Annotated in this window: 33 protein-coding genes; 9 read left to right on the top strand and 24 right to left on the bottom strand. The window is 53.3% G+C overall.

Features of this window, described 5'->3' with window-relative positions; genetic code table 11:
* Nucleotides 1-59: 59 nt before the first annotated feature.
* The 12 genes from NNO04_RS11715 to NNO04_RS11770 all read right to left on the bottom strand — a co-directional run bounded on the left by NNO04_RS11715 (nt 60) and on the right by NNO04_RS11770 (nt 6,180).
* Nucleotides 60-509 carry a phage virion morphogenesis protein gene (locus tag NNO04_RS11715; RefSeq protein WP_181506537.1) on the bottom strand — a complete coding sequence of 150 codons (450 nt, stop codon included), beginning with the start codon at nt 507-509 and terminating at the stop codon, nt 60-62.
* Nucleotides 502-969 carry a phage tail protein gene (locus NNO04_RS11720; RefSeq protein ID WP_271444789.1) on the bottom strand — a complete coding sequence of 156 codons (468 nt, stop codon included), beginning with the start codon at nt 967-969 and terminating at the stop codon, nt 502-504. Before NNO04_RS11720 ends, NNO04_RS11715 begins: the two co-directional genes overlap by 8 nt.
* Nucleotides 932-1,174, bottom strand: a complete 243-nt coding sequence (lysC, locus tag NNO04_RS11725) for an Rz1-like lysis system protein LysC (protein ID WP_271444790.1) — start codon at nt 1,172-1,174, stop codon at nt 932-934. Before lysC ends, NNO04_RS11720 begins: the two co-directional genes overlap by 38 nt.
* Nucleotides 1,077-1,487, bottom strand: a complete 411-nt coding sequence (gene lysB, locus NNO04_RS11730; RefSeq protein WP_271444823.1) for an Rz-like lysis system protein LysB — start codon at nt 1,485-1,487, stop codon at nt 1,077-1,079. The genes lysC and lysB overlap by 98 nt, the downstream gene beginning before the upstream one ends.
* Nucleotides 1,487-1,918: a DNZ54_00345 family protein gene (locus tag NNO04_RS11735; RefSeq protein WP_271444791.1), complete on the bottom strand. Its 432-nt coding sequence runs from the start codon at nt 1,916-1,918 to the stop codon at nt 1,487-1,489. Before NNO04_RS11735 ends, lysB begins: the two co-directional genes overlap by 1 nt.
* Entirely contained in the window at nt 1,915-2,427 is a 513-nt protein-coding gene (locus tag NNO04_RS11740) for a lysozyme (RefSeq protein ID WP_271444792.1), read from the bottom strand. Before NNO04_RS11740 ends, NNO04_RS11735 begins: the two co-directional genes overlap by 4 nt.
* On the bottom strand, nt 2,411-2,632 hold the full coding sequence (locus tag NNO04_RS11745) for an HP1 family phage holin (RefSeq protein WP_001437784.1): 222 nt from the start codon (nt 2,630-2,632) through the stop codon (nt 2,411-2,413). Before NNO04_RS11745 ends, NNO04_RS11740 begins: the two co-directional genes overlap by 17 nt.
* Entirely contained in the window at nt 2,623-2,826 is a 204-nt protein-coding gene (locus NNO04_RS11750) for a tail protein X (RefSeq protein WP_042325371.1), read from the bottom strand. The genes NNO04_RS11745 and NNO04_RS11750 overlap by 10 nt, the downstream gene beginning before the upstream one ends.
* Entirely contained in the window at nt 2,826-3,335 is a 510-nt protein-coding gene (locus tag NNO04_RS11755; RefSeq protein ID WP_181242528.1) for a head completion/stabilization protein, read from the bottom strand. The genes NNO04_RS11750 and NNO04_RS11755 overlap by 1 nt, the downstream gene beginning before the upstream one ends.
* Before the next feature lie 93 nt (nt 3,336-3,428).
* Complete coding sequence (locus NNO04_RS11760; RefSeq protein WP_271444793.1) at nt 3,429-4,178, bottom strand: phage terminase small subunit; 750 nt, start codon at nt 4,176-4,178, stop codon at nt 3,429-3,431.
* 4 nt (nt 4,179-4,182) lie between these two features.
* Nucleotides 4,183-5,250, bottom strand: coding sequence for a phage major capsid protein, P2 family (locus NNO04_RS11765; protein ID WP_046092411.1), 1,068 nt, complete (start codon nt 5,248-5,250; stop codon nt 4,183-4,185).
* A gap of 75 nt (nt 5,251-5,325) precedes the next feature.
* The gene (locus NNO04_RS11770) at nt 5,326-6,180 is read right to left on the bottom strand and encodes a GPO family capsid scaffolding protein (protein WP_271444794.1); all 855 of its coding nucleotides are present in this window, start codon (nt 6,178-6,180) and stop codon (nt 5,326-5,328) included.
* Nucleotides 6,181-6,345: 165 nt separating this feature from the next.
* Here NNO04_RS11770 and NNO04_RS11775 point away from each other — a divergent pair, with 165 nt between their 5' ends.
* The 4 genes from NNO04_RS11775 to NNO04_RS11790 are packed head-to-tail and all read left to right on the top strand — an operon-like array spanning nt 6,346 to nt 10,100.
* On the top strand, nt 6,346-8,115 hold the full coding sequence (locus NNO04_RS11775; protein ID WP_271444795.1) for a terminase ATPase subunit family protein: 1,770 nt from the start codon (nt 6,346-6,348) through the stop codon (nt 8,113-8,115).
* The gene (locus tag NNO04_RS11780; RefSeq protein WP_271444796.1) at nt 8,115-8,861 is read left to right on the top strand and encodes a terminase large subunit domain-containing protein; all 747 of its coding nucleotides are present in this window, start codon (nt 8,115-8,117) and stop codon (nt 8,859-8,861) included. The genes NNO04_RS11775 and NNO04_RS11780 overlap by 1 nt, the downstream gene beginning before the upstream one ends.
* The gene (locus NNO04_RS11785) at nt 8,858-9,880 is read left to right on the top strand and encodes a phage portal protein (protein WP_271444797.1); all 1,023 of its coding nucleotides are present in this window, start codon (nt 8,858-8,860) and stop codon (nt 9,878-9,880) included. The genes NNO04_RS11780 and NNO04_RS11785 overlap by 4 nt, the downstream gene beginning before the upstream one ends.
* Nucleotides 9,881-9,899: 19 nt before the next feature.
* Nucleotides 9,900-10,100 carry a hypothetical protein gene (locus NNO04_RS11790; protein ID WP_271444798.1) on the top strand — a complete coding sequence of 67 codons (201 nt, stop codon included), beginning with the start codon at nt 9,900-9,902 and terminating at the stop codon, nt 10,098-10,100.
* A 301-nt stretch (nt 10,101-10,401) separates the two neighbouring features.
* Here the strand turns inward: NNO04_RS11790 and NNO04_RS22775 are convergent, their stop codons facing one another.
* Complete coding sequence (locus tag NNO04_RS22775) at nt 10,402-10,593, bottom strand: hypothetical protein (RefSeq protein ID WP_333908993.1); 192 nt, start codon at nt 10,591-10,593, stop codon at nt 10,402-10,404.
* Between NNO04_RS22775 and NNO04_RS11795 the strand changes: the two genes are divergently transcribed.
* Entirely contained in the window at nt 10,592-11,023 is a 432-nt protein-coding gene (locus NNO04_RS11795; protein WP_248047245.1) for a hypothetical protein, read from the top strand. The genes NNO04_RS22775 and NNO04_RS11795 overlap by 2 nt on opposite strands.
* 67 nt (nt 11,024-11,090) lie before the next feature.
* Here NNO04_RS11795 and NNO04_RS11800 read toward each other — a convergent pair whose 3' ends face one another.
* The 11 genes from NNO04_RS11800 to NNO04_RS11850 all read right to left on the bottom strand — a co-directional run bounded on the left by NNO04_RS11800 (nt 11,091) and on the right by NNO04_RS11850 (nt 16,334).
* On the bottom strand, nt 11,091-11,324 hold the full coding sequence (locus tag NNO04_RS11800) for a DinI family protein (protein WP_001222154.1): 234 nt from the start codon (nt 11,322-11,324) through the stop codon (nt 11,091-11,093).
* A 3-nt stretch (nt 11,325-11,327) separates the two neighbouring features.
* Nucleotides 11,328-11,510 carry a hypothetical protein gene (locus NNO04_RS11805; RefSeq protein WP_000232650.1) on the bottom strand — a complete coding sequence of 61 codons (183 nt, stop codon included), beginning with the start codon at nt 11,508-11,510 and terminating at the stop codon, nt 11,328-11,330.
* A 120-nt stretch (nt 11,511-11,630) separates the two neighbouring features.
* Nucleotides 11,631-13,853 (bottom strand): replication endonuclease, encoded by a 2,223-nt coding sequence (locus NNO04_RS11810; protein ID WP_271444799.1) that lies wholly within the window; start codon nt 13,851-13,853, stop codon nt 11,631-11,633.
* A complete protein-coding gene (locus NNO04_RS11815; RefSeq protein WP_079953755.1) occupies nt 13,844-14,125 on the bottom strand; it encodes a DUF3850 domain-containing protein in 282 nt (93 codons plus the stop codon). The genes NNO04_RS11810 and NNO04_RS11815 overlap by 10 nt, the downstream gene beginning before the upstream one ends.
* Nucleotides 14,122-14,394: a DUF5405 family protein gene (locus NNO04_RS11820; RefSeq protein ID WP_271444800.1), complete on the bottom strand. Its 273-nt coding sequence runs from the start codon at nt 14,392-14,394 to the stop codon at nt 14,122-14,124. Before NNO04_RS11820 ends, NNO04_RS11815 begins: the two co-directional genes overlap by 4 nt.
* Nucleotides 14,395-14,616, bottom strand: a complete 222-nt coding sequence (locus NNO04_RS11825; RefSeq protein WP_271444801.1) for a TraR/DksA family transcriptional regulator — start codon at nt 14,614-14,616, stop codon at nt 14,395-14,397.
* Complete coding sequence (locus NNO04_RS11830; RefSeq protein ID WP_023333090.1) at nt 14,616-14,843, bottom strand: DUF2732 family protein; 228 nt, start codon at nt 14,841-14,843, stop codon at nt 14,616-14,618. The genes NNO04_RS11825 and NNO04_RS11830 overlap by 1 nt, the downstream gene beginning before the upstream one ends.
* 67 nt (nt 14,844-14,910) lie before the next feature.
* Nucleotides 14,911-15,249 (bottom strand): DUF5347 domain-containing protein, encoded by a 339-nt coding sequence (locus NNO04_RS11835; protein WP_271444802.1) that lies wholly within the window; start codon nt 15,247-15,249, stop codon nt 14,911-14,913.
* Entirely contained in the window at nt 15,213-15,413 is a 201-nt protein-coding gene (locus NNO04_RS11840; RefSeq protein ID WP_271444803.1) for a phage filamentation protein Fil family protein, read from the bottom strand. The genes NNO04_RS11835 and NNO04_RS11840 overlap by 37 nt, the downstream gene beginning before the upstream one ends.
* A gap of 7 nt (nt 15,414-15,420) precedes the next feature.
* A complete protein-coding gene (locus tag NNO04_RS11845; RefSeq protein WP_271444804.1) occupies nt 15,421-15,930 on the bottom strand; it encodes a phage regulatory CII family protein in 510 nt (169 codons plus the stop codon).
* Nucleotides 15,931-15,962: 32 nt separating this feature from the next.
* The gene (locus NNO04_RS11850; protein WP_023333086.1) at nt 15,963-16,334 is read right to left on the bottom strand and encodes a hypothetical protein; all 372 of its coding nucleotides are present in this window, start codon (nt 16,332-16,334) and stop codon (nt 15,963-15,965) included.
* A gap of 121 nt (nt 16,335-16,455) precedes the next feature.
* Here NNO04_RS11850 and NNO04_RS11855 point away from each other — a divergent pair, with 121 nt between their 5' ends.
* From NNO04_RS11855 to NNO04_RS11870, 4 genes are all read left to right on the top strand, one after another.
* Complete coding sequence (locus NNO04_RS11855; protein ID WP_271444805.1) at nt 16,456-17,316, top strand: phage repressor protein CI; 861 nt, start codon at nt 16,456-16,458, stop codon at nt 17,314-17,316.
* Nucleotides 17,316-17,876 carry a WYL domain-containing protein gene (locus tag NNO04_RS11860; protein WP_271444806.1) on the top strand — a complete coding sequence of 187 codons (561 nt, stop codon included), beginning with the start codon at nt 17,316-17,318 and terminating at the stop codon, nt 17,874-17,876. Before NNO04_RS11855 ends, NNO04_RS11860 begins: the two co-directional genes overlap by 1 nt.
* A gap of 21 nt (nt 17,877-17,897) precedes the next feature.
* The gene (locus tag NNO04_RS11865) at nt 17,898-18,947 is read left to right on the top strand and encodes a site-specific integrase (protein ID WP_271444807.1); all 1,050 of its coding nucleotides are present in this window, start codon (nt 17,898-17,900) and stop codon (nt 18,945-18,947) included.
* A gap of 230 nt (nt 18,948-19,177) precedes the next feature.
* The gene (locus NNO04_RS11870; protein WP_271444808.1) at nt 19,178-19,588 is read left to right on the top strand and encodes a DUF2946 domain-containing protein; all 411 of its coding nucleotides are present in this window, start codon (nt 19,178-19,180) and stop codon (nt 19,586-19,588) included.
* The last annotated feature ends 9 nt before the right edge of the window (nt 19,589-19,597 follow it).

Raw genomic sequence — 19,597 nt, forward strand, 5'->3', positions numbered from 1 at the left:
ATGCCTCTGGTCTGGAGTCGCGCCAATTCGCGCGGCTCCGGTGGTGGCTCACACAATATTTATTTGCCGAGGTGACTGATAATGACGTCTTCAATCATCTGCTCATCGTCGCGGGTGAAACCGAGCAACGGGCGCGCCTCGTACTGCACATCCCGGCTGTTGCGGTTTGGCCGGTCTTTGAGCCCGTACTGATGCACCCGAGCCATGCGCTGCACCTTGCCGGTAAACTCCACCACCGCCGCACTGTCGCTGCCTTTGGCTTTCATAAAGCGACTGGTGCGCAGCTTGGCGAACATTTCGCGCTTAATGCGCCCTTTCTTGCTCCGCACCGGCTGGCGCTTTCGCGCGGCATACGGGGTGCCGTCGGGTGCCTGCTGGCGCTTAATGCGCTGTTGCTGACTGGTACGCAGCTTTTTCGCAATCTCAGCCGCCATTTGCCGACGTGCCGCTGGTGACAGGCTGGCTATCAGACCGGCAAGGCGTTCCTGCAGTGCGGTTAACTCACTCATCCCACTTACTCACCAGTTCGCCGTTAACGTACAGCTCGACCGGGCGCGTCACCGGTTCAGGCAGCGGCGGTTCTGGGGCATAGCTGACATGCAGCGCGCCGTCGACCTCTTTGACGAGCGTGCGCTCGGTGAGTCTCAGGCTGATACTGATATCGAGCGAATCGTCGTTATTGATATCAATAATCCAGGTGAATCCTTTTTCCCGCCCGTCGTCGGTGGTCATAATGTCCGGCTGATGTTCACGCAGCCACGCCTGCACCGGCACGAATATCAAATCAAGGTCACCGGTGAAGTCGGTCACCACCACGTTAAGCACGTACACCTTTTCAAACGACAGCGAGCTCGCCAGTCTGGAATCGTTATGGCCGTTGTCGGCAAAAAGGCGCAGCATATCGGGGTTATTTCGGAGCTGTGGCACGGCGTTAATCAGCGCTTTGCGCAGGCTTTTGTGCTTCTGCATCGAGTTCATCCTGACAGTTTTTGACGGTTTTGACCTGCAGCGCGCAGGCGGTCAGCGCGCCCTCAAGGCGGCGGATATCTGCGCTCAGGTCACCATTGGTTTTCGGGTCACTTCCCGGCATCGGGCAAAGGCTCACCCTCGGGCATCCGCTCACCACAATCACCGGCGCTGGCGCAGGCGGCGCGGGTGTGCAGCCGACGCACAACGTCAGGCAGAGCAGCGTTATACCAGCGGCGAAAGGCTTCATTTTCATTAAGTAACCTCGTTATCGTCTGTTCACGGCGGCTGGCCTCTGCGCTTGCCTTTGCGAGCTGCTCGCGTAGTTCCACCTGCGCTGATTCATTACGTCGGGCGAGCGTACCGGCAACACTGAGCTGATTTTTCAGCATGCCAATCGTCGTCTTTTGTTCGCTCGCGACACGGTTTGCCGTCTCAAAGGAGCGGGATAAATTGCCGTTCTCATGGCGCAACCACAGCAGCCCGAGCACAGCCAGCACCAGCGCAGAGGCCAGAAACATCACAATGATTCTGGACACAGGCCAGCCCCCTCTATGCGCTGGCGGTAAGTCTCGCGAACGGCCTTAAAAGTCAGAACACAAAGCAGGTACACCAGCGCGGTAAGGATCCAGCCAGCCCCAAGCAGACAGCCCGTGGTAGCAGAGAAAATAATGAGAGACCATGCGTGGCGCGCCTGCGAAGGTTTGCGACAAAAGACGACGCGAAATACCTTCATCAGGTCTGGATTGACGGGAATGCTTTTGCCGGTATTTTGCAGCCAGTGCTCATAGGCGACCACACCGGCGAGGCTCGCCGTAATGCAGACAAAACTGCCAAACAGCGCCCATGCGACCACAAAATTAACGGCAGCGCTTTGCGGCGATACCAGCCCCCAAAGCAGAACCAGTGCCAGCAGGGCATCAAACATCAGGGTACGTAAATATTTTTTCATTGAGTTACTCCTTTCATGCAATACGCCAGTTCCCGCGCGCGGCGGTTTTCCAGCCCTTTGTTTTTAGTGCCATTGACGTACACCCAGCGGGTTAGCTGGTCACATGCCTGCCACCACTGATGACGCTTGATGTAAGAGACCAGCGTCGAGCGACAGGCCGCGCCGGTGCCGACGTTAAAAGAGAAACTGACCAGCGCGTCGTAAACCTGTTGCGGCATGGTGACCGGCACACAGACCGCGAGACGTCGCTCGGTGTTCAGCACGTCAGCGACCAGATTTGCCGCCGCTTCGCGCTCGGTGATATCGCGTTTCGGTACCACCCCGGCAGTGTGGCCGATGCCTGACGTCCACACGCCCGCGCTGCACTGGTAAGGTGTCAGGCGACACCCTTCGAGGTCGGCAATCAGTGCCAGACCATCAGGCGAGGTATTCAGCAGACGAAAATCAGGCATCAGTGCCGCCAGCGCCAGCACTGCGGCCACACTGCAACGTTTAACGATTGAGCTCACGGGTCACCCCTTTGTCGATTCCCATTTCGGTCAGGTAACGAAAGGTTTTGCGCCGGTACCAGAAATTCACCGCCGCCGTAAAAATGGCGCACAGACTACCCACATACAGCGCCAGCTTTTCGGGCGACATTGCCCCGAAATACGCCAGACCCACGGCCAGCCAGTAGGCGATAAACGTGGTGATTTTTTCCATACTCAGTCCCATAGGTTCAGGGTCTCCGCCGTGGGTGATGTTTCAACGTCTGGCAGGTCAATCGCCGTGCCATGCGGCAGAATGACGCCCAGCTCAGACAGACCGGGATTAGCCTGCAGCACCGTCTCGACCACGCCCTCAGTGCGCCCGTAATACCGGGCGCAAAGCGCGTCGAGGGTGTCGCCCTGCATCGCGTAGACTTTCATCAGAGCTGACCCACGATACAGCGCGGCTTGTCCTGCAGGCGCGAGACCGACCAGCGCATATCCCGCCACAGGTCATCAATGGTGGTTTCGACGCTGTCGGCTTTTTTGTCACCTTTGCCGGTGGCCTCAACCCCGCGATAACGCTCATACAGGGTGGCGGTCGCCATCGCCGTCACGGCGCTGAGGTAGTGGAAAACGCGCACGTTCTCGCCGTCGATTTCCTCGGCATCAGGCACGTCAGCCAGTGTCTTAAACCCGGAGGCAATCTGGCGCAGCCGGTAGTCGTAAAGCTCCGCATTGGTTTCCGCCATGCCGGTTTTGATGGCGTTGCGCAGGCGCGCATCGGAAACCGTCTGCTCAAGGCGCATCAGCTCACGCACGCGCTTCGGATCCACATCAGGGAAAAAGAACGTGTTTTTAATCACTGCGTCGCCCGTCTCCGGTGCGGGAATCACCACGCCCGGTACGTCCTGCGGTTCGTCGGGCTGATTCAGTATTACTGTCGTCATGACAACCTCATTAGGTTGGGCGGTGGACGCCGGTCGCCGTCAGGGTCAAAACCCGCTTTGACCGGCGTGCCGCCCGGCTCGGGGAGCGTTCAGTTAACCGGCGGTTTTTACCGCCTTTGGTGGACGCCCGCGCTTTGCCGCCGGTTTGGTGGCAGGTTTGCGCGTGCGCGGTTTAGTCGTTTTACGGGGTGCTGCCTCTGGCTTTGGCTTCAATGCGCGCTCCAGTCGCTCAATCTCTTTGCGCACACCGGCATTGCGGTCTAGCTGCATCGCGCGCTGAAACTGTGCCAGCGCCTCGGCATTCTGACCGGCATCGCGCAGGGTCAGACCAGACACCTTATGCAGACGGGCGCGCACCATATCGGGAACGTCAGCACCGTCGGTCAGACTGAGGGTGGTCAGCAGTAATGCGAGGTCGACAGGCTCACCGGCATCGCGCAAGCGCTGTGCCGCAAGCGCCACTTCCTCAACCAGCATGTAAGGCGTGGTGCGACGATGGTCTGATGTGAGGCCGTATTTCAGCGCGTAGGGCGCAATTTCCAGCGCGCCAGCGATATCACCGGCATCGAGACGCCACAGCATGACGGTCATGACAATGTCATCCTGCGCGCCACGGCCATCAGCCAGCACACCGGCCACCCACGGCGCATAGAACGGCAGCAGCTCGCGCTTTTTCGCGGCTTTCAGTTCGTTTGAACGGATGGTTTTCAACGTGCGGCGGTCATCGGCCAGCTTTACCAGCATCTGCTCATAGGCGGTTGCGTGGCGCAGCGGGGCTTGTTCCCGCTGCGCAGCTTGAGAGGCCGAGACCCGCATCATGTGACGCTGTGCGGGGCTCGTCATGGGCTTACTCTCCGCTTTCCGGTGCTGCAGGTGCGGTGAAATCGCCCAGGGTGATGTTTTCCAGCAGGCACCCGGCGGCATACGCCTCGACCACATAGTCGATGTTCATCGACTCGTAGTTTTCGACGCGGTCTTTTTTCGGGTTCTCATCAATGCTGCGGCGGTGGCTCTCATCCATGAAGTAGATAGAGAGGTTTTCCAGCGTGGTCACGAATACCGCATTCGCCGGGAAGTACGGCACGCGAACGGCTGGCAGGTTGCCGATTCGCTTCTGGCTGATGATGATATCCGCCGCCAGCGACTCGGTGTTTTCCTGCTGTTTGTTGACCAGCGGGAAATATTTGTCGGCCAGCAGCTTACGGCCAACGATGGCAACGAGTTTCGGGTCATCCTGATAAATCTCGTCAATCAGGGTGTTGGTGCCGTCCATCACCAGCGCGTCGAGGTTCTCATAGTCGCCGTTTTTGCCAACGCGAATCACGTCAGAAATAACGGTACCGTCCTCAGCGGTTATTTTGCTCATCACGCGCGCCGGGGCTTCGTTGCGGTACTTCTGCAGCCAGCCGACGGCCACATCCTGCAGCATCGGGTTTTTGCTGCGGTCTGAGGTATCAGCGCGGGTGGTACCGTTGAACCCGGCCATGATGAAATCCAGTGCCTGACGCTGGACAATGGCGTCGCGGATGCGGCGCTGGAAGTCCTGAAAACGCGCCCACAGGTCGAGGCGTTTATAGGTCAGGTGGAAGTCAAAGTTAATCTGATTGCACTCGTACTTGTTGGACTCAAGCGCGGTGAAATCTGCGGTCTGGCGCTCTTTGTCGCCCGAGGTGTCGGTCGTGCTGGCGATGGTGCCGGTCACACCGACGCCGATTTTCTCGCCCTTCATTTCTGCGACAGGCAGAATGTTAATCGTCTGCAGAAACGCAGATGACGCCTGCACGGTGTTCATCAGCGTTTGCGTGACGGACGGCTCGACGGTGAATTTTTTGCTGACGTCATCAACGCTGATGCCGTTCAGTTTGGCGAGCTGGGTCAGATAGGCATTGAACTTAAAACGGGTTTCCTGACGCATAGTATTTCCTGTTTGAATTAATCGGTTAGTCACAGCATCGGGCGGGGTTTCCGCCCGGTTTCGGTCTGCGGTTTATCAGCAGTCGGTCAGCAGCTCATCGCCGCCACCGCCGCTGGCTTTTGTGCGTCGCGGCTGGCTGAAACTTTCGGTTTTGTCGAGGGTGGTTTTCAGGGCGGAAAATGCCTGGCTGGTTTCTTCAACCTTGCCGGTCAGTTCCTGTTTGAAAGTGGCAAACGCGGTTTCCATATCGGAAATGCGCTTATCCTGCGCGGTCAGATTGGTCTGCACATGCTCGCTGACGGTGGTCACCGCTTCATGCACATCATTCAGGCGCGCATCGTCGCTGACCTGCTTACGGCTAAAAATGGCTTTCACCTTATCGGCCAGGCTGTTTAGCACCGTGTCGGGAACGTCTTCAAATTCCAGCTCGGCCAGCGTGGCAACGGAAAAGACGTTTTCAGGGTTGGCCTTAAAGCGCTGCAGCGGGTTGTGCTTCGCGTTGCGACAGAATTCGAGGTATTCAGTGCCGAGGCTCGCCGGGTCATCGGTGACCGCAAGGCCGACGAGGTAGCATTTGCCGGTATTGGCAAAATTCGGCTGAATCTCCATTGAGGTGTAGACCTTCTGACCGGCTTTATTCAGCGCAATAAGGTCATCGGTCGGGGAAATTTTGGAAAACAACGCCCATTTGCCGTTAAGCGCAGAGTCGTCATCAATTTGCTCGGCTTTCAGCTCGGCCACATCACCATAACGCTTGAATACGCCATCAGGCAGCAGACCGCGAATGTGCTCAAGATTGATGCGGCAACCGTAGACACGCGGGTCATAGGTTTCGGCCATTTCCCGAATATCATTACCGCTGAGAATACGCCCGTCGCAGGTGTCACCCTCGACGCCGATGCGGAAGAATTTTGAGACTTTTTTTGCCATTGTCAGGAGTCCTGAGGTTGGGGTTACTGGTCAACGCCAGTTTCCAGACTCAGGGCACACCAGACCACCAATGACGACTGGACAACCGCCCACACAACAGCACCTTAGCGAATCACTGACGGCCATTAAGTAGCCTTGCCCTGAATCCACTACGGCGAGGCATCAATGACCATTTCCACCGATACAACCTTGTTGCATGACCCGCGACGGCAGGCATCGCTGCTTTACTGGCAGGGTTTTTCCGTGCCACAGATTGCCGAAATGCTGCAGGTCAAGCGCCCGACCGTGCAGAGCTGGAAGCAGCGCGACGGCTGGGACGGCATCGCACCGATTTCCCGCGTTGAAAGCAGCCTTGAGGCGCGCCTGATTCAGCTCATCGCCAAGCCGCAAAAGTCAGGCGGCGACTTCAAAGAGATTGACCTGCTCGGGCGGCAGATTGAGCGACTGGCGCGCGTTAACCGCTACAGCCAGACCGGCAACGAGGTCGACCTTAACCCCAATATCGCCAACCGTAACAAGGGCGAGCGTAAGAAACCGAAAAAGAACTTTTTCAGCGACGAGGCTATCGAAAAACTGGAGGAATTATTTTTCGACCAGTCTTTCGAGTACCAGTTGCAGTGGTACCGCGCAGGGCTGGCGCACCGTATTCGCGATATTCTCAAATCCCGCCAGATTGGCGCGACGTTTTATTTCTCCCGCGAGGCGCTGCTGCGCGCGCTCAAGACCGGCCACAACCAGATATTTCTGTCGGCCAGTAAAACGCAGGCTTACGTGTTCCGCGAGTACATCATCCAGTTTGCGCGGCTGGTCGACGTCGACCTGACCGGCGACCCGATTGTCATCGGCAACAACGGCGCAAAGCTGATTTTTCTCGGTACCAATTCCAACACCGCGCAGAGCCATAACGGCGACCTGTATGTCGATGAAATATTCTGGATCCCGAATTTTCAGAAGCTGCGCAAAGTCGCGTCGGGCATGGCCTCGCAGAAGCACTTGCGCTCAACCTACTTTTCGACACCGTCCACGCTGGCGCACGGCGCTTACCCCTTCTGGTCTGGTGAGCTGTTCAACAAGGGGCGCAGCCGTATTGCCGACCGCATCGAAATCGACATCAGTCACAGCGCGCTCGCCGGTGGTCAGCTCTGCGACGATGGCCAGTGGCGGCAGATTGTCACCATTGAGGACGCCCTTGCCGGTGGCTGCACCCTTTTCGACCTCGACCAGCTCAAACGCGAAAACAGTGATGAGGACTTTAAAAACCTGTTTATGTGCGAGTTTGTCGACGATAAAGCGTCGGTATTCCCGTTCGAGGAGCTGCAGCGCTGCATGGTCGACGTGATGGAGGAATGGGAAGACTTTGCCCCGTTCGCCGACCATCCATTCGGCTCGCGTCCTGTCTGGATTGGCTACGACCCGTCACACACCGGCGACAGCGCAGGGTGCGTCGTGCTCGCGCCACCGGTGGTCTCGGGTGGCAAGTTCCGCATGCTGGAGCGTCACCAGTGGAAAGGCATGGACTTTGCCGCTCAGGCAGAGGGCATCCGCAAGCTGACAGAGAAATACAACGTCGAATACATCGGCATTGACGCTACCGGCCTCGGTCTCGGCGTGTTCCAGTTGGTGCGCTCATTCTACCCGGCGGCACGCGGCATTCGTTACACGCCTGAGATGAAAACCGCGATGGTACTCAAGGCAAAAGACACCATTCGCCGTGGCTGTCTTGAGTACGACGCCGGGGCGACCGACGTCACGCAGTCGTTTATGTCCATCCGCAAAACCATGACCAGCAGCGGGCGCAGCGCCACCTACGAGGCCAGCCGCACCGAGGAAGCCAGTCACGCCGATATCGCATGGGCGACCATGCACGCCCTGTTAAACGAACCGCTTTCCGCCGGTAGCGGCATGCAGCCTAAATCCATTCTGGAGTTTAATTAATGAAAAATAACGTTTTCTCACAAAGCCAGATTCAGGCAATGGCCGATATTCTGCACAATGACAGCTTTGACTATCAGGCAACATGGTTGCGTGTCGGGAAACTCAATATCGACCGCAGCATCACCAAATCGCGCCAGATTGGCGCAACGCAGCTCTTTAGTCGCGAGGCGCTACTCGATGCGCTGACAACGGGCGATAATCAGGTCTGGTTTGCTCACACCATTGAGCATGCGCGGGTGGCGCTGATGTACATGAATAACCTTTCGGCGCGCGTCGGCATCCGTCTGACGAGTAACGGCCACAGCCTGCAGCTCGACGGCGGGGCGGTTATCAGCTTTGTCGGCGAGGAATCCCATTGCGCCGCGCTGGCGGGTAACGTCTACCTTGATGAGTTCGGGTGGTTCAGTAACCCGCGAAATGCGGCAAAAATCGCGGCGGCTATCGCCTGTCATAAACGCCACAATCTGACGATGTTCACCTCTCCCTCTGATAATTATGACGCTTTCCGGGTATGGAATGGCACGTTCCGCAATCACCGACCGTCACCAATAATCAATACCGGCGACAGCGTATTTTGCACGGATGGTGTCTGGCGTCAGTCGGTCACTCTGGATGCAGCATGCCAGCGCGGGTGCAATCTCTTTGCGCCTGAGGAAATTAAACGCGAATACAGCGACGATGATTATCGTCTGCTGTTTGGCTGCGACTGGTCTTTCGCTGTTGCAGCGGGTGAGGTGGCAGCATGAGCAAGCGCAAGCCACGCAAAACAGTCGCCACGACCGCCAGCGCCCCGCAAAAAATGGAGGCGTTCACCTTCGGCGAGCCGGTGCCGGTACTCGATAAGCGTGACATTCTGGATTACGTCGAGTGCATCAGTAACGGCAAATGGTACGAGCCGCCGGTCAGCTTCTCCGGGCTGGCAAAGAGCCTGCGCTCTGCTGTACATCACAGCTCACCGATTTACGTTAAGCGCAACGTGCTCGCGAGCACCTACATTCCGCACCCGTTGCTGTCCCGTCAGGATTTCAGCCGCTTTGCGCTCGACTATCTGGTATTCGGCAACGCCTTTCTTGAGCAGCGCCACAGCGTCACCGGGCAGTTAATCAAGCTGCTGGCCTCACCGGCCAAATACACCCGGCGCGGGGTCGACGATTCGATTTTCTGGTTTGTGGAAAACTTCACTCTACCGCATGAGTTCGCACCTGACACCGTGTTTCACCTGCTGGAGCCCGACATTAATCAGGAGATTTATGGCCTGCCCGAATATCTCAGCGCGCTTAATTCCGCCTGGCTGAATGAATCCGCGACGCTGTTCCGCCGCAAGTATTACCAGAACGGCGCGCACGCGGGTTACATCATGTATGTGACCGACCCGGCGCAGAGCGCGACCGACGTCGAATCGCTGCGCGAGGCGATGCGCAACTCCAAAGGGGTCGGCAACTTTAAGAACCTGTTTTTCTACGCTCCCGGCGGAAAACCTGACGGCATCAAAATCGTGCCACTGAGCGAGGTCGCCACAAAGGATGACTTTTTCAACATCAAGAAAGCCAGTGCCGCCGACCTGATGGACGCGCACCGCGTGCCGTTCCAGCTTATGGGCGGCAAGCCCGAGAATATCGGCTCACTCGGTGACGTTGAGAAAGTGGCAAAGGTATTTGTGCGTAACGAGCTGTCACCCCTGCAGGACAGGTTCAGGGAGGTAAACGACTGGCTCGGCATGGAGGTCATCAGGTTCAAAGAGTACACCCTCGACAACCCGGAATAATCCCCCTCAAGCCGCCAGCATGGCGGCTTTTTCATACCCCGCCACCATCACGCCTCAGACGCGCCACGCGAGCACGTCCACACCAGACCACCAACGAACCGACAACAATCACGCCAGCGCCATCACGACGCGCTCAGACGATAATTTTTATTATTACGCACCACCGCTGGCGCGCAATGCTTTCCCCGCCACGCCTGCCCGCTTTATGGGTCGGTTTTAATGCAGTTGCATGACCACTCTGGATCCGCGCCAGCACTGGCGGCGCACGACCAGAACGGGCAACCCCGGCGCATGCAAAACCATGCACCTGTTGCATGCACGGCTAAAAAACGGGGAAATCGCGGGAAAATGGCATAAAAAAACCGGCATTCAGGGTGCCGGTTTGGGTCTGGTTTTGTCGCGATTACTGGCCGCGCAATGCGCCAATAACACTGTTGAGGCACATACTGGCAACAATCAGCAGAAAAATCGTCGTCCACGGATTTTCATAAACGAGAGATAACATATTGATATAGATCCTTTTATTTGTTCATTCTGATGTGGTTTAACAGGTGTTTTATAACGACCGTAAGCTCATCTTTACTGGCTTGGTCGACCATTTTTGCGGTGTAGCTTTCCACCTCGCGAGAACTCAGGTCGTTATTCGATGCCATTACAGTCAGCTTTTTTGCCCAATCGGCAAACGGGTCTATCGATGAAAGGGAATTATGCATGTCCAAAAACCTCGAATTATTTAACCAGCAGACGGCGGAAATCTTTGCGGTGTTATGGGATAACTTCCCGGTGCCACAGGTCATCACTTACGAAAAATTTAACGCCGCGCTACCTGATGACTACTTTGACCAACTTAACTCACCGGAAATGAAAGCACTGAATCAGTTGCGTAGTGTGGTTGAGGGTACATTCACTTTTCTCAGTGAAAACGGCTACATCCAGTACGGAACAGACCACCAGACCTATTTTCATGATGTGCGCCTGACCGAGAAAGCACTCGCCGTGCTTAACAAAAAGCCCGAGGCGCTCGGCGGTAATGAAACGATGGGCGATAAGATTATCAGTGCGGTGAAAGACGGGACGCCGGGAGTTATTGCCGGTGCGGTGACAAACCTGCTTTCGCTCGGTGTCAATCTGGTAACCAGCTAACGCCTCGCGGGGCTCGTTGTTCAACCCCGCCGGCTCTGAAAGCGAGTTTCAGCACCGGCGGCGTTTATTAATGCAGCCAGCTATCATCCTCCCATACCTGCTGCATGATTTCCATTACTCGTTTTTTATCTTCGTCCAGTTTTAAACCGCTTAGCTCAACGCCATTTGCAGAACCTTTGCGAATGCGGATAGCTGTCTTTGGGTAGATAGGTTGAAGATTTCGGTACAGCTCAGCCTCAAGTGCATCCAACGTTGCCTGACTAATTTTTTGCTCTTTATCCAACGTGATATTGATTCTCATAATCTAATCAGCCTTATAAAAAATATCATCTTCGGTTTCGTTATTTTCGCTGTTTGCTAGGTCTGCAATGAGAGTGAGCGCGAGCTTTAAGTCTGATGGCTTGCAGTTTGCAATCAGAGATACCTCGGCAATAAATTGCACACAAGCCCACTTTTGCTGCGTTCGGCTGAAATGTTCGCCAACCATGAAATCCCTCCCATAGGGTTACTGTATATTTATACAGTAGCACGTATTGGCAAAAGATGGGAAGAAAAAAAACGAATAGGGCGATTGGTGTATGTACATGATATGGATGGATATTAACGGTTAAATTTTCGTTGCCATTTCCGCTAAAGCCGCAACGCGTCTAAGGATTTTACGAGCTTGCGCCTGATGTGAAGGGGTAGCCGCAAAGATTTCACCTTTTGATGTTCCGCGCACCCATCGACCGTTAAAACAACTTTTACCACCTGCCATAAGGTGCAGGGCTTCGCCCCGGCTAATTGTGATGCCGGTTGTCAGATGTATCTCGTCGATAGTTTTCGCTATAGCTGCGTTTTGCTCATCCGTTCCGTGGGTAAATTTTCGCCGTGTTGCTGGCTTTTGCTTCCTTAGTCGGTTGGTCAACTCTCGTCTTTCACGCCGACTCAGAGGTTTTGTTAAATCCAGTATCGGTGGATCGCTTTCGCTTCCCGTACAGTTATTGACAGAACTCCGAGAGGGCGCAGGAGCGCCCTTAACGTCAACGGCCAAATCAACGGCACGCTTCGGCACAATTTTCCACTGCGTTAGCCGAGTTAAAATTGGGGTGCCAGCACCGACAGCGGAATCGTACACGCCACGGATGCAGACTGTTTCCTCACCATACTGGTTAAACTCGGCGCGCGGCTCATACAGCGTGCGCACCTGCAAATCATCGCGACGGACAAACGGCCCACCCTGCGCATTAACGTAACCAGCCCAGTCACCGGCGTCGGCGGCATCATGGACAGCAGCAAATTCAACGCTCAGACCATGCGCGGTCTCGGTGTCAGCGAGACGGCGCAACTCACGGTAGACCGTCACTGGCGCACCGCCGATAAACTGAAACTGACGGATGTGCCAGCGTGCCGCCCATGCCGAAACGGCGGGGGCGGTCTCTTTCAGCAGCTCACCGCTTTCGTCATCGGTTTCACCATCGAGAGCATAGCCGTCGATGTTTTTGGAAATGTATTTAGCGACATAGCCGGTAGCGCTGCCCTTTTCCGGGTCAATGGCCTCGGCATGAAAGCGTGCTTTTTTGGCTTTATCGCTTTTCAGCTCATGGCGGTCTTCTTTCCACGCATATTTACGAACAATGTAGCGAACGTATTCGACATCTTCCGGCAACATAAACATAAGCATGTGCCAGTGCGGCGTCCCATCATGATGAGGTTCGGCCACACGAATACCGAAAATACGAACACCCTCCCGGTGCAGTTTCGCCCGGATACGCGCCCAAATTTTGGTGAGATAGTTTTGCGTGTCCGACGGACTGGCTCCATTCCATTTGCTGTTACGGTAGCCCGCCTTAGTTGTGGCATGATATTTAGACGGTGCTGTCAGGGTGTAAAACTCCCCGACATAGCCAAGCTCATTGCAGATAATTTCAAACCCACGGATGCGGGTCATCAGTTCACAGCGACGTATTGCAGGGTTGGCGACCGAGCCATCGTATTTTTCAATCAGGCTGATGCGATTGCCGTCTTCGTCTTCGAGCTCCAGCCCCTTGAGAAACTCGCGCGTTCGGCGCTTCTGCTCGCGCCAGTCGGTCACGCAGTTTTTACTCGCGTAGGCGTGTCTTTTTTTGCTGACGCTGCCGACTGCAATGTGCAGGTGTTCGCGCCATGCAGCCGCAACGCGCCGCAAGCGGCCACGCCACCAAACCTCATTAAACATGCGGGTGATGGCAGGTGCTATTTCATCCTCGCCAACATATTTATTCGCCACTCGCTCCCAATGCGGCGGGGTAACGTTGAATTGCAGGGAGATAATACCTGCGCGCATATACCAGGTGTACAGCGTTTTAAGCTCGCTAAATCCGGTGTCATCAATGTCAGCCAGTTCAGCACGAATCAAATTAGCGATATCAGCAGCCAGCAAGTCAATATCGGCGCGCGACATATCAGGGAGGCGGTTATATCTGGCAACCATATTAACCATGCGTGACGCCAGATATTGCATAAGCTGGGTATCAAAATGACCACCAAAAACATCGGTTGATACATTGCTGTTGATACCCGCGCATTCGTATTTTTTTGCGACCAGTTCAAGACGTGGCAATGCCTTTTTGCAGAAGCTGATTAAAAAGGCATTGGCTCGTTGACTGCCCTGATTTTGCTCCAGCACTGCAGCGGTGCGATAAACGTCAAAGCGCACGCACTCAGGCTGGAGAGAAAGCACCTTTCTCGCATGCAGCAAAGCCGCGAGCATACGGTCGCGGCGATACTGTTGGTCATAGGTGAGATATGGGCTGGCTATTGCCGACCGTGGAGCGTTCCACGGGTAAGCATAATTAACGCTTACCCGCATAGCTCCCCCACTTGCCTACGCTGTATGCTTAGCATCACATAGCCAGGAGCCCACTCGTTAAGGTCAGTTACATGAGTCACTAGCACGTAGACAAAAGCGCCGGTAAAACCGACCTTTTGCGGGTCATACTCGCAGGGGCCATACTCGTTTAAGCAAAGTAAATCCCCTGCAGCAAAAGCGCGGTCAGCTAGACGAAACTCAGCTTTTTTCGTTCCATTGATTACAGCCTGAAAAAACTCAGGCCGGATTTTTAGTTGATGTGTTTTTCTCATGCCGCCGCCTTGATAGAGGAGGCGCACATTTCTCCAATACGCTCAATTTCAGATGCCATTGCGTCAAGCGTGGTAATTGAGGAATGCTGAATATGATGATGAATCAGCCCGGAAATAAGCTGGTTAATCTTCGGGTAATAACCGATGGTGTCGAGCCATTCCTCACCAGCTTTTTTACCTGACTTAACGACTTTCTTTTCATTCAGGATGAATTGATACTGGTCGCTGGTAATAACCCATTTGTCGCCAACTTCGATATGAATACTCATTTAATTGCCCCTGTAATGTTTAGATTTGAGCTCTGCTATTTGCTGACAGGTCACGCAAAAGGCCACGCCCGGTATCGCAATGCGGCGAGCTTCCGGGATTGGTGCGTCGCATTCTTCGCAGAGGAAACGAGAAGGCGCAGCGATACGGCTGCGCGCGTTGCTGATGTGGCGCTCGCGGTCTTCCTGCTCACGCTGTTGTGCTAAATCCATTGCGTCGGCCATTAGTGCAGCTCCTGAGATTCATTTTCATAGCGGGTGGCTTCACGGCGCAGAAGTTCTGCCGCTTCAATCCCGCTTAAGCCTTTATTCGCGATATGTGTTGCCAGAGCCTCAAGACGGATTGAAACGGCGAGAGCGCGACCTTTACGCTCTTCGCGTTTGGCTATATCAATCACGGCCATGAGTGGATCACTTTCGGCGACAAAGATGTTTGTTAGTTCTTTCTGCATATTTATTTCTCCTGATTTCGGGCAATAAGAAGCCCGGCGGGTTTACGCCATTAAATTTCTGTTTGGATTAATTCGGCATGGTTAGCCGTTTTGGAAATAAGCTCACCACTGCACGAAAATGATTCATCGCTGTAATCAATGCTTTTTTCTCGTCAGTAGTCAGCTCACTTAATTCGAGCTCATGACGAGCCGCCGGTATTTTTGCCAGAAAGAAAATAGCGGCCAGCGCCCGAGTATTTTCTTCAAATTGTGGATCGCGTTTATCGCGCATATCACCGACAAAACGCTCAACCTCTTTCCAGCTATCGCCCCAATATCTCGCACGTAATTCAGCTACGTGGTTGAGACCTGCCAGACGCTCGCCAGCCTTTAGCGGAACATTCGCGGAAACAGCTTCGATAGCCATGATTCCCCCTGTTTTTTGGTGGACAGGCCAGCCAGTAAATCAGCCTGTGAGCGGCTCGGGTGCCAGCGCTTGCCGTCCTTACCTGCGATCCAGCCGTGACCGAAGTGCATGCCGGGGCTTTGCTTAACGAGCAGAGACGCGAATGATGGTTCATTTTTCAGCATAAGCACCTCAAATCAGACCGAATGACGCGCCAATACCGCTCATGGTATCGACAACACTCGTCATTGCTGGATTGGTCTGCAAACGCGCATGCAGCGCCAGTGCCGACAAAGACAACATGCGAATACCAGAGTTAACGCTTTCAATCATGGTGTGCTTACGGGCAGAGGTCAGTCGCTCATCAGAGACCGCGCCGCTCGCCAGTTCTCCCAGTTCACGCATAGCACGCATGACGTAGGACTGCAGTTTGTCTTTCGCCAGTTCGTTGACCGGTACACATGGCAGGCAATGAATCTGAGCCAAAAAACCATCAACTAAGGCTGAGTCTTCGGTCAGGTCTGTCAGCAGCCATAACTCAGGCGGGGTGAACTGGTGAGGCTGTTCCGGGTTGAGCTTGTTACGTAACGTTTGAACGTTCATACCCGCACGCTCGGCCAGCTTCGCCATATTGTGACGCTGCGCAAAAGCCCGGCATGCTTCGTCATAGTGGGGATGTTTGGAAATCTGAAAATCAAACATGGTTAAGTTCCCTCTAACTTGCATAATCAAATTCAGTTAAGAGCGGTGCGCTGGTCGATGTAGCGACAATCAATCGCTTGTTGAGTCAGTTTGTCGCGCCATGCTTTTACGTTTACGAGGGTGCGGCTTCGTTTACCGGCTTCCTCTTTGTTGGAAAAGTCTTTGGTCGGAGCTTTAAGAAGAATGCCCTCATCAAGCCATTGCCAGACCAGACGCTCGCTAACGCCGCGAGTGGCGGCAAAGTCTTTCACTGTCATGGTGTCGGACATAGCAGAGCGAATCATTGTCTGCAGGGCTGGCAGCATTGCTGTAACGATGGCGTCAAACTGAGTCGGGTCTAACAGCACAGTTTGATTTTGTGAGTTTTGCGAGTCGTGCGTCGAGATTGATTTTGCATCTGACATATCGCATTATCTCCTGTTGTTTGAAATGTAGTGCAGTGGTGTGCATCTTGGTCGATGAGCGTCACTATAGATCGTAAAAAGTTTTCTGTAAACACCCATAAAATTATCTATAGGGGTTTTTATGAGTTCTGAACTTGATGTTCAGTGGCGTATTGGCGCAACTAACGGCGTGTTAGAACGCTTAATGTCTGCCTATGGCGTTAAGATGCAAAAGGATTTGGCTGACCTGTTAGGCATAGCCAAACACAGCGTTAGTGGCTGGGTTCAACGCGATGCAATACCTGGCAACGTCATAGTTAGGTGTTGTCTTGACACTGGAGCTGATATCAATTGGCTAGTAAGTGGTGAGCTTGCAAATTCAAATTACGAGCGGGTTGGTTGCAAGTTAAAAGGCAAAGAGCTTTATGACGAGATTATGACGAATGGTGGGAAAACCGTTTTGCGTAGGATTCTTGATGCCTACGGCTTTAGCATGCAGAAGGAGTTAGGCGATTTGCTTGGCATTTCCTCAGGCACAATCAGCACATGGGTAAGGCGTGATTTTTTCCCGGGCGATGTAGTCGTTGCATGTGCTCTTGATACTGATGTGTCGCTTGAATGGTTAGCGACTGGTAAGGGGCAAATGCGAGTTAATAGGGAAACGGTCTCATCTGGCCGCACTATTAAAAAGTCTCGGCTTGAATCTGGTGAGCTTAGGGACGCTGGAACGTGGCACCCTGATCCATCAATGATTCCGGCAAGCGCTGAGAATTTAGTCTTTGTTGAAGGGGTTAATTCGTCTTGGCTTGTTGATTGCTCTGCCTCAAACATTGCCAATGGCCGCTGGCTAATTAGCATTGACGGCGCGCTCGATGTTTTTGATGTAGTCAGGTTGCCTGGTGGAAAGGCAAGGCTATCGAATAAGTTTGCGGAGTTTGAATGTAACTTGTCTGACATTACCCCTTCAGGGGTGATAATTTTTACTTTGGAGAAGCATATATAATGGATGTACTAATCAGCATACTTTCAATAGCGCTTGCCATCTACGCTATTATCAGAATTTGCTCTAAGGCGCAAAATACTAAAACAAAGATTTTAAAATCTATATGCGCGCTTTGGTATTTTCTGTATGCAGGTGGGACTATTGTATCTTCAGACTATGAGGAGATAGGTATTGTACTACTGATTGTTGGTGTGGTAGTCCTTTTCTATCCTAAAAAACAGAATGCAGCTACACCTGCAAAGTCAGCCTCATATAATAAAACCGAAAGTGTGAGCCACGATGATTCTGAGGATGTTGTATTTAGAAATCAGGTTGATTTGAATAAGCATAATCATTTGCTAAAAATAGCTTTTACATATGAGAACACAAACGGCACGGTTAAATATAGAGAGGTTGATGTTAAGAAGTTTGACGGTTTATATATTGAAGGGTATTGCCACAGCAGAAAACAATATCGAACATTTAGAATAGATAGGATTGTTGATGGGATTACACTTCGTGATACTGGTGAGTTATTTACTACGGAAGAATGGGACGAACAATTTTATTTGACGGTTTAGTTATGTGCTCATGGGTACTTTATGACTGTTAGCAAGCAGAAAAACGGTAAATGGTTATGTGAGCTTTATCCAAACGGTAGGGAAGGGCGGCGTATACGTCGACAATTCAATACCAAAGGAGAGGCCGAGGCATTCGAAGCATTTACCAAAAATGAGAGTGAAGATAAGCCGTGGCTCGGCAAGAAAGAAGACCGCCGACGCCTAAGCGAGCTTATCCAACTTTGGCATAATCTACACGGTCAGGCCTTGGTCGCCAGTAAGTCGCGGTTGGCAAAGCTACAAATTGTTTGTAATGGCTTGGGCGACCCTATTGCATCCCGCTTTACCGCTAAAGATTGGGCTCATTACCGCGACCGTCGACTCCGTGGTGAAATAGACAACGGATATCATAAAGACCCGGCGAAATGGGTCGCCAAACCAATAACCGTGAATCGTGAGCAGCAATATCTTATAGCTGTGTTTAATGAGCTGCGGCGGTTAGGGGAGTGGAGTTTACCCAACCCACTGGAAGGGGTTCGCATATTCAAAGAAGCTGAGAAAGAAATGTCCTGGCTAACTCTTTCTCAAATCCCTGAGCTGTTTCGAGCCTGCGAGCAATACGGCAAAGAGGATCTAACGATGATTGTCAAAGTCTGTCTTGCCACCGGCGCAAGATGGGGGGAGGCCGAGAGGTTGACGCGGCCGCAACTCTCTCCCTGCAAACTGACATTCACAAAAACAAAAGGTAAGAAGAACCGCACCGTTCCCATTCCTAAATGGTTGTATGACGAGTTGGCTGAGCGTCAGGGCAGAATGTTTAAACCCTGCTATCAGGAATTTAAAAAGATGCTCAAACTCACGAATATCGAACTGACGGAAGGACAGAAGACGCACGTTCTACGACATACTTTTGGTGCGCATTTTATGATGAACGGCGGAAACATACTGGTGCTGCAGAAAATCCTCGGGCATTCCAACATTCGCGAAACAATGAGATACGCGCACTTTGCTCCTGACCATTTAGAGCAAGCAGTCTCTCTCAATCCTCTTTCGTTGTACGTTGGCGACAATGTGGCGGCAGAGGTTGCATAACACTACAATTCACTGCATTAAAAATTAACTTAACTAGTTGTTTTATATGGTAAGTTGTTGTTTTTGATGGGGTGTGAATAGGAGCGTCTTAACTAAGATATCGCTCAGGCGACATCCTGTTAAAAAGGGCTGGCCAATTGGCTGGCCCTTTTTTTATGGCTTGCTAGTTCATTTTGTTAACTTTTTAGTCATGTATCATTTACAATGCCTCCGTCATTGCAGGAGGTATTGTGGGGATTGGGACATTTCGCCAGTCAGGTTATCACTACAACGCGGCATTGCTCGCGCTGTTCGCGATCCTGCTGGTTGTGGTGGCGCCGCTGATCTCTGTTTCTCTGCAAAAAGACCCGATGAGTACGATGCCGGGCATGCATCATGGGATGAGCATGATGTCTGAGCAGGATGCACATCATCAGCGATCCGCGCCCGCAACGATGCCCTCCGACCAGGGGGAAGCGTGCGGCTATTGTGCCTTGTTCGCGCATGTTCCAGGGCTGATTCTGGCGATAGTGCTTCTGCTGTGCGCAATACTGCTCCAGCAGAAAAGTCCGCCCCCGCGACCAATTGTTAAGCACTGGCATTTCTTTCCCTGGCTTTTTCCCGATACGCGCGCGCCGCCGTGCAGGTCTGCTAATTGCTGATTCTTACAA

This window comes from Citrobacter sp. Awk 4, assembly GCF_028069725.1.
Classification (GTDB): domain Bacteria; phylum Pseudomonadota; class Gammaproteobacteria; order Enterobacterales; family Enterobacteriaceae; genus Citrobacter_D.

Bases quoted from the DNA above. Each gene is read 5' to 3' on its own strand.
- NNO04_RS11735 (WP_271444791.1), bottom strand. From the start codon at position 1,918: ATGAAAAAATATTTACGTACCCTGATGTTTGATGCCCTGCTGGCACTG.
- NNO04_RS11770 (WP_271444794.1), bottom strand. From the start codon at position 6,180: ATGGCAAAAAAAGTCTCAAAATTCTTCCGCATCGGCGTCGAGGGTGAC.
- NNO04_RS22775 (WP_333908993.1), bottom strand. From the start codon at position 10,593: ATGCATAATTCCCTTTCATCGATAGACCCGTTTGCCGATTGGGCAAAA.
- NNO04_RS11835 (WP_271444802.1), bottom strand. From the start codon at position 15,249: ATGGCTATCGAAGCTGTTTCCGCGAATGTTCCGCTAAAGGCTGGCGAG.
- NNO04_RS11760 (WP_271444793.1), bottom strand. From the start codon at position 4,178: ATGACGAGCCCCGCACAGCGTCACATGATGCGGGTCTCGGCCTCTCAA.
- NNO04_RS11815 (WP_079953755.1), bottom strand. From the start codon at position 14,125: ATGAGAAAAACACATCAACTAAAAATCCGGCCTGAGTTTTTTCAGGCT.
- NNO04_RS11765 (WP_046092411.1), bottom strand. From the start codon at position 5,250: ATGCGTCAGGAAACCCGTTTTAAGTTCAATGCCTATCTGACCCAGCTC.
- NNO04_RS11850 (WP_023333086.1), bottom strand. From the start codon at position 16,334: ATGTCAGATGCAAAATCAATCTCGACGCACGACTCGCAAAACTCACAA.
- NNO04_RS11830 (WP_023333090.1), bottom strand. From the start codon at position 14,843: ATGCAGAAAGAACTAACAAACATCTTTGTCGCCGAAAGTGATCCACTC.
- NNO04_RS11785 (WP_271444797.1), top strand. From the start codon at position 8,858: ATGAGCAAGCGCAAGCCACGCAAAACAGTCGCCACGACCGCCAGCGCC.
- NNO04_RS11780 (WP_271444796.1), top strand. From the start codon at position 8,115: ATGAAAAATAACGTTTTCTCACAAAGCCAGATTCAGGCAATGGCCGAT.
- NNO04_RS11845 (WP_271444804.1), bottom strand. From the start codon at position 15,930: ATGTTTGATTTTCAGATTTCCAAACATCCCCACTATGACGAAGCATGC.
- NNO04_RS11840 (WP_271444803.1), bottom strand. From the start codon at position 15,413: ATGCTGAAAAATGAACCATCATTCGCGTCTCTGCTCGTTAAGCAAAGC.
- NNO04_RS11715 (WP_181506537.1), bottom strand. From the start codon at position 509: ATGAGTGAGTTAACCGCACTGCAGGAACGCCTTGCCGGTCTGATAGCC.
- NNO04_RS11745 (WP_001437784.1), bottom strand. From the start codon at position 2,632: ATGGGACTGAGTATGGAAAAAATCACCACGTTTATCGCCTACTGGCTG.
- NNO04_RS11775 (WP_271444795.1), top strand. From the start codon at position 6,346: ATGACCATTTCCACCGATACAACCTTGTTGCATGACCCGCGACGGCAG.
- NNO04_RS11855 (WP_271444805.1), top strand. From the start codon at position 16,456: ATGAGTTCTGAACTTGATGTTCAGTGGCGTATTGGCGCAACTAACGGC.
- NNO04_RS11860 (WP_271444806.1), top strand. From the start codon at position 17,316: ATGGATGTACTAATCAGCATACTTTCAATAGCGCTTGCCATCTACGCT.
- NNO04_RS11755 (WP_181242528.1), bottom strand. From the start codon at position 3,335: ATGACGACAGTAATACTGAATCAGCCCGACGAACCGCAGGACGTACCG.
- NNO04_RS11820 (WP_271444800.1), bottom strand. From the start codon at position 14,394: ATGAGTATTCATATCGAAGTTGGCGACAAATGGGTTATTACCAGCGAC.
- NNO04_RS11720 (WP_271444789.1), bottom strand. From the start codon at position 969: ATGCAGAAGCACAAAAGCCTGCGCAAAGCGCTGATTAACGCCGTGCCA.
- NNO04_RS11805 (WP_000232650.1), bottom strand. From the start codon at position 11,510: ATGGTTGGCGAACATTTCAGCCGAACGCAGCAAAAGTGGGCTTGTGTG.
- NNO04_RS11795 (WP_248047245.1), top strand. From the start codon at position 10,592: ATGTCCAAAAACCTCGAATTATTTAACCAGCAGACGGCGGAAATCTTT.
- lysB (WP_271444823.1), bottom strand. From the start codon at position 1,487: ATGTTTCTGGCCTCTGCGCTGGTGCTGGCTGTGCTCGGGCTGCTGTGG.
- NNO04_RS11800 (WP_001222154.1), bottom strand. From the start codon at position 11,324: ATGAGAATCAATATCACGTTGGATAAAGAGCAAAAAATTAGTCAGGCA.
- NNO04_RS11790 (WP_271444798.1), top strand. From the start codon at position 9,900: ATGGCGGCTTTTTCATACCCCGCCACCATCACGCCTCAGACGCGCCAC.
- NNO04_RS11750 (WP_042325371.1), bottom strand. From the start codon at position 2,826: ATGAAAGTCTACGCGATGCAGGGCGACACCCTCGACGCGCTTTGCGCC.
- NNO04_RS11825 (WP_271444801.1), bottom strand. From the start codon at position 14,616: ATGGCCGACGCAATGGATTTAGCACAACAGCGTGAGCAGGAAGACCGC.
- NNO04_RS11865 (WP_271444807.1), top strand. From the start codon at position 17,898: ATGACTGTTAGCAAGCAGAAAAACGGTAAATGGTTATGTGAGCTTTAT.
- NNO04_RS11810 (WP_271444799.1), bottom strand. From the start codon at position 13,853: ATGCGGGTAAGCGTTAATTATGCTTACCCGTGGAACGCTCCACGGTCG.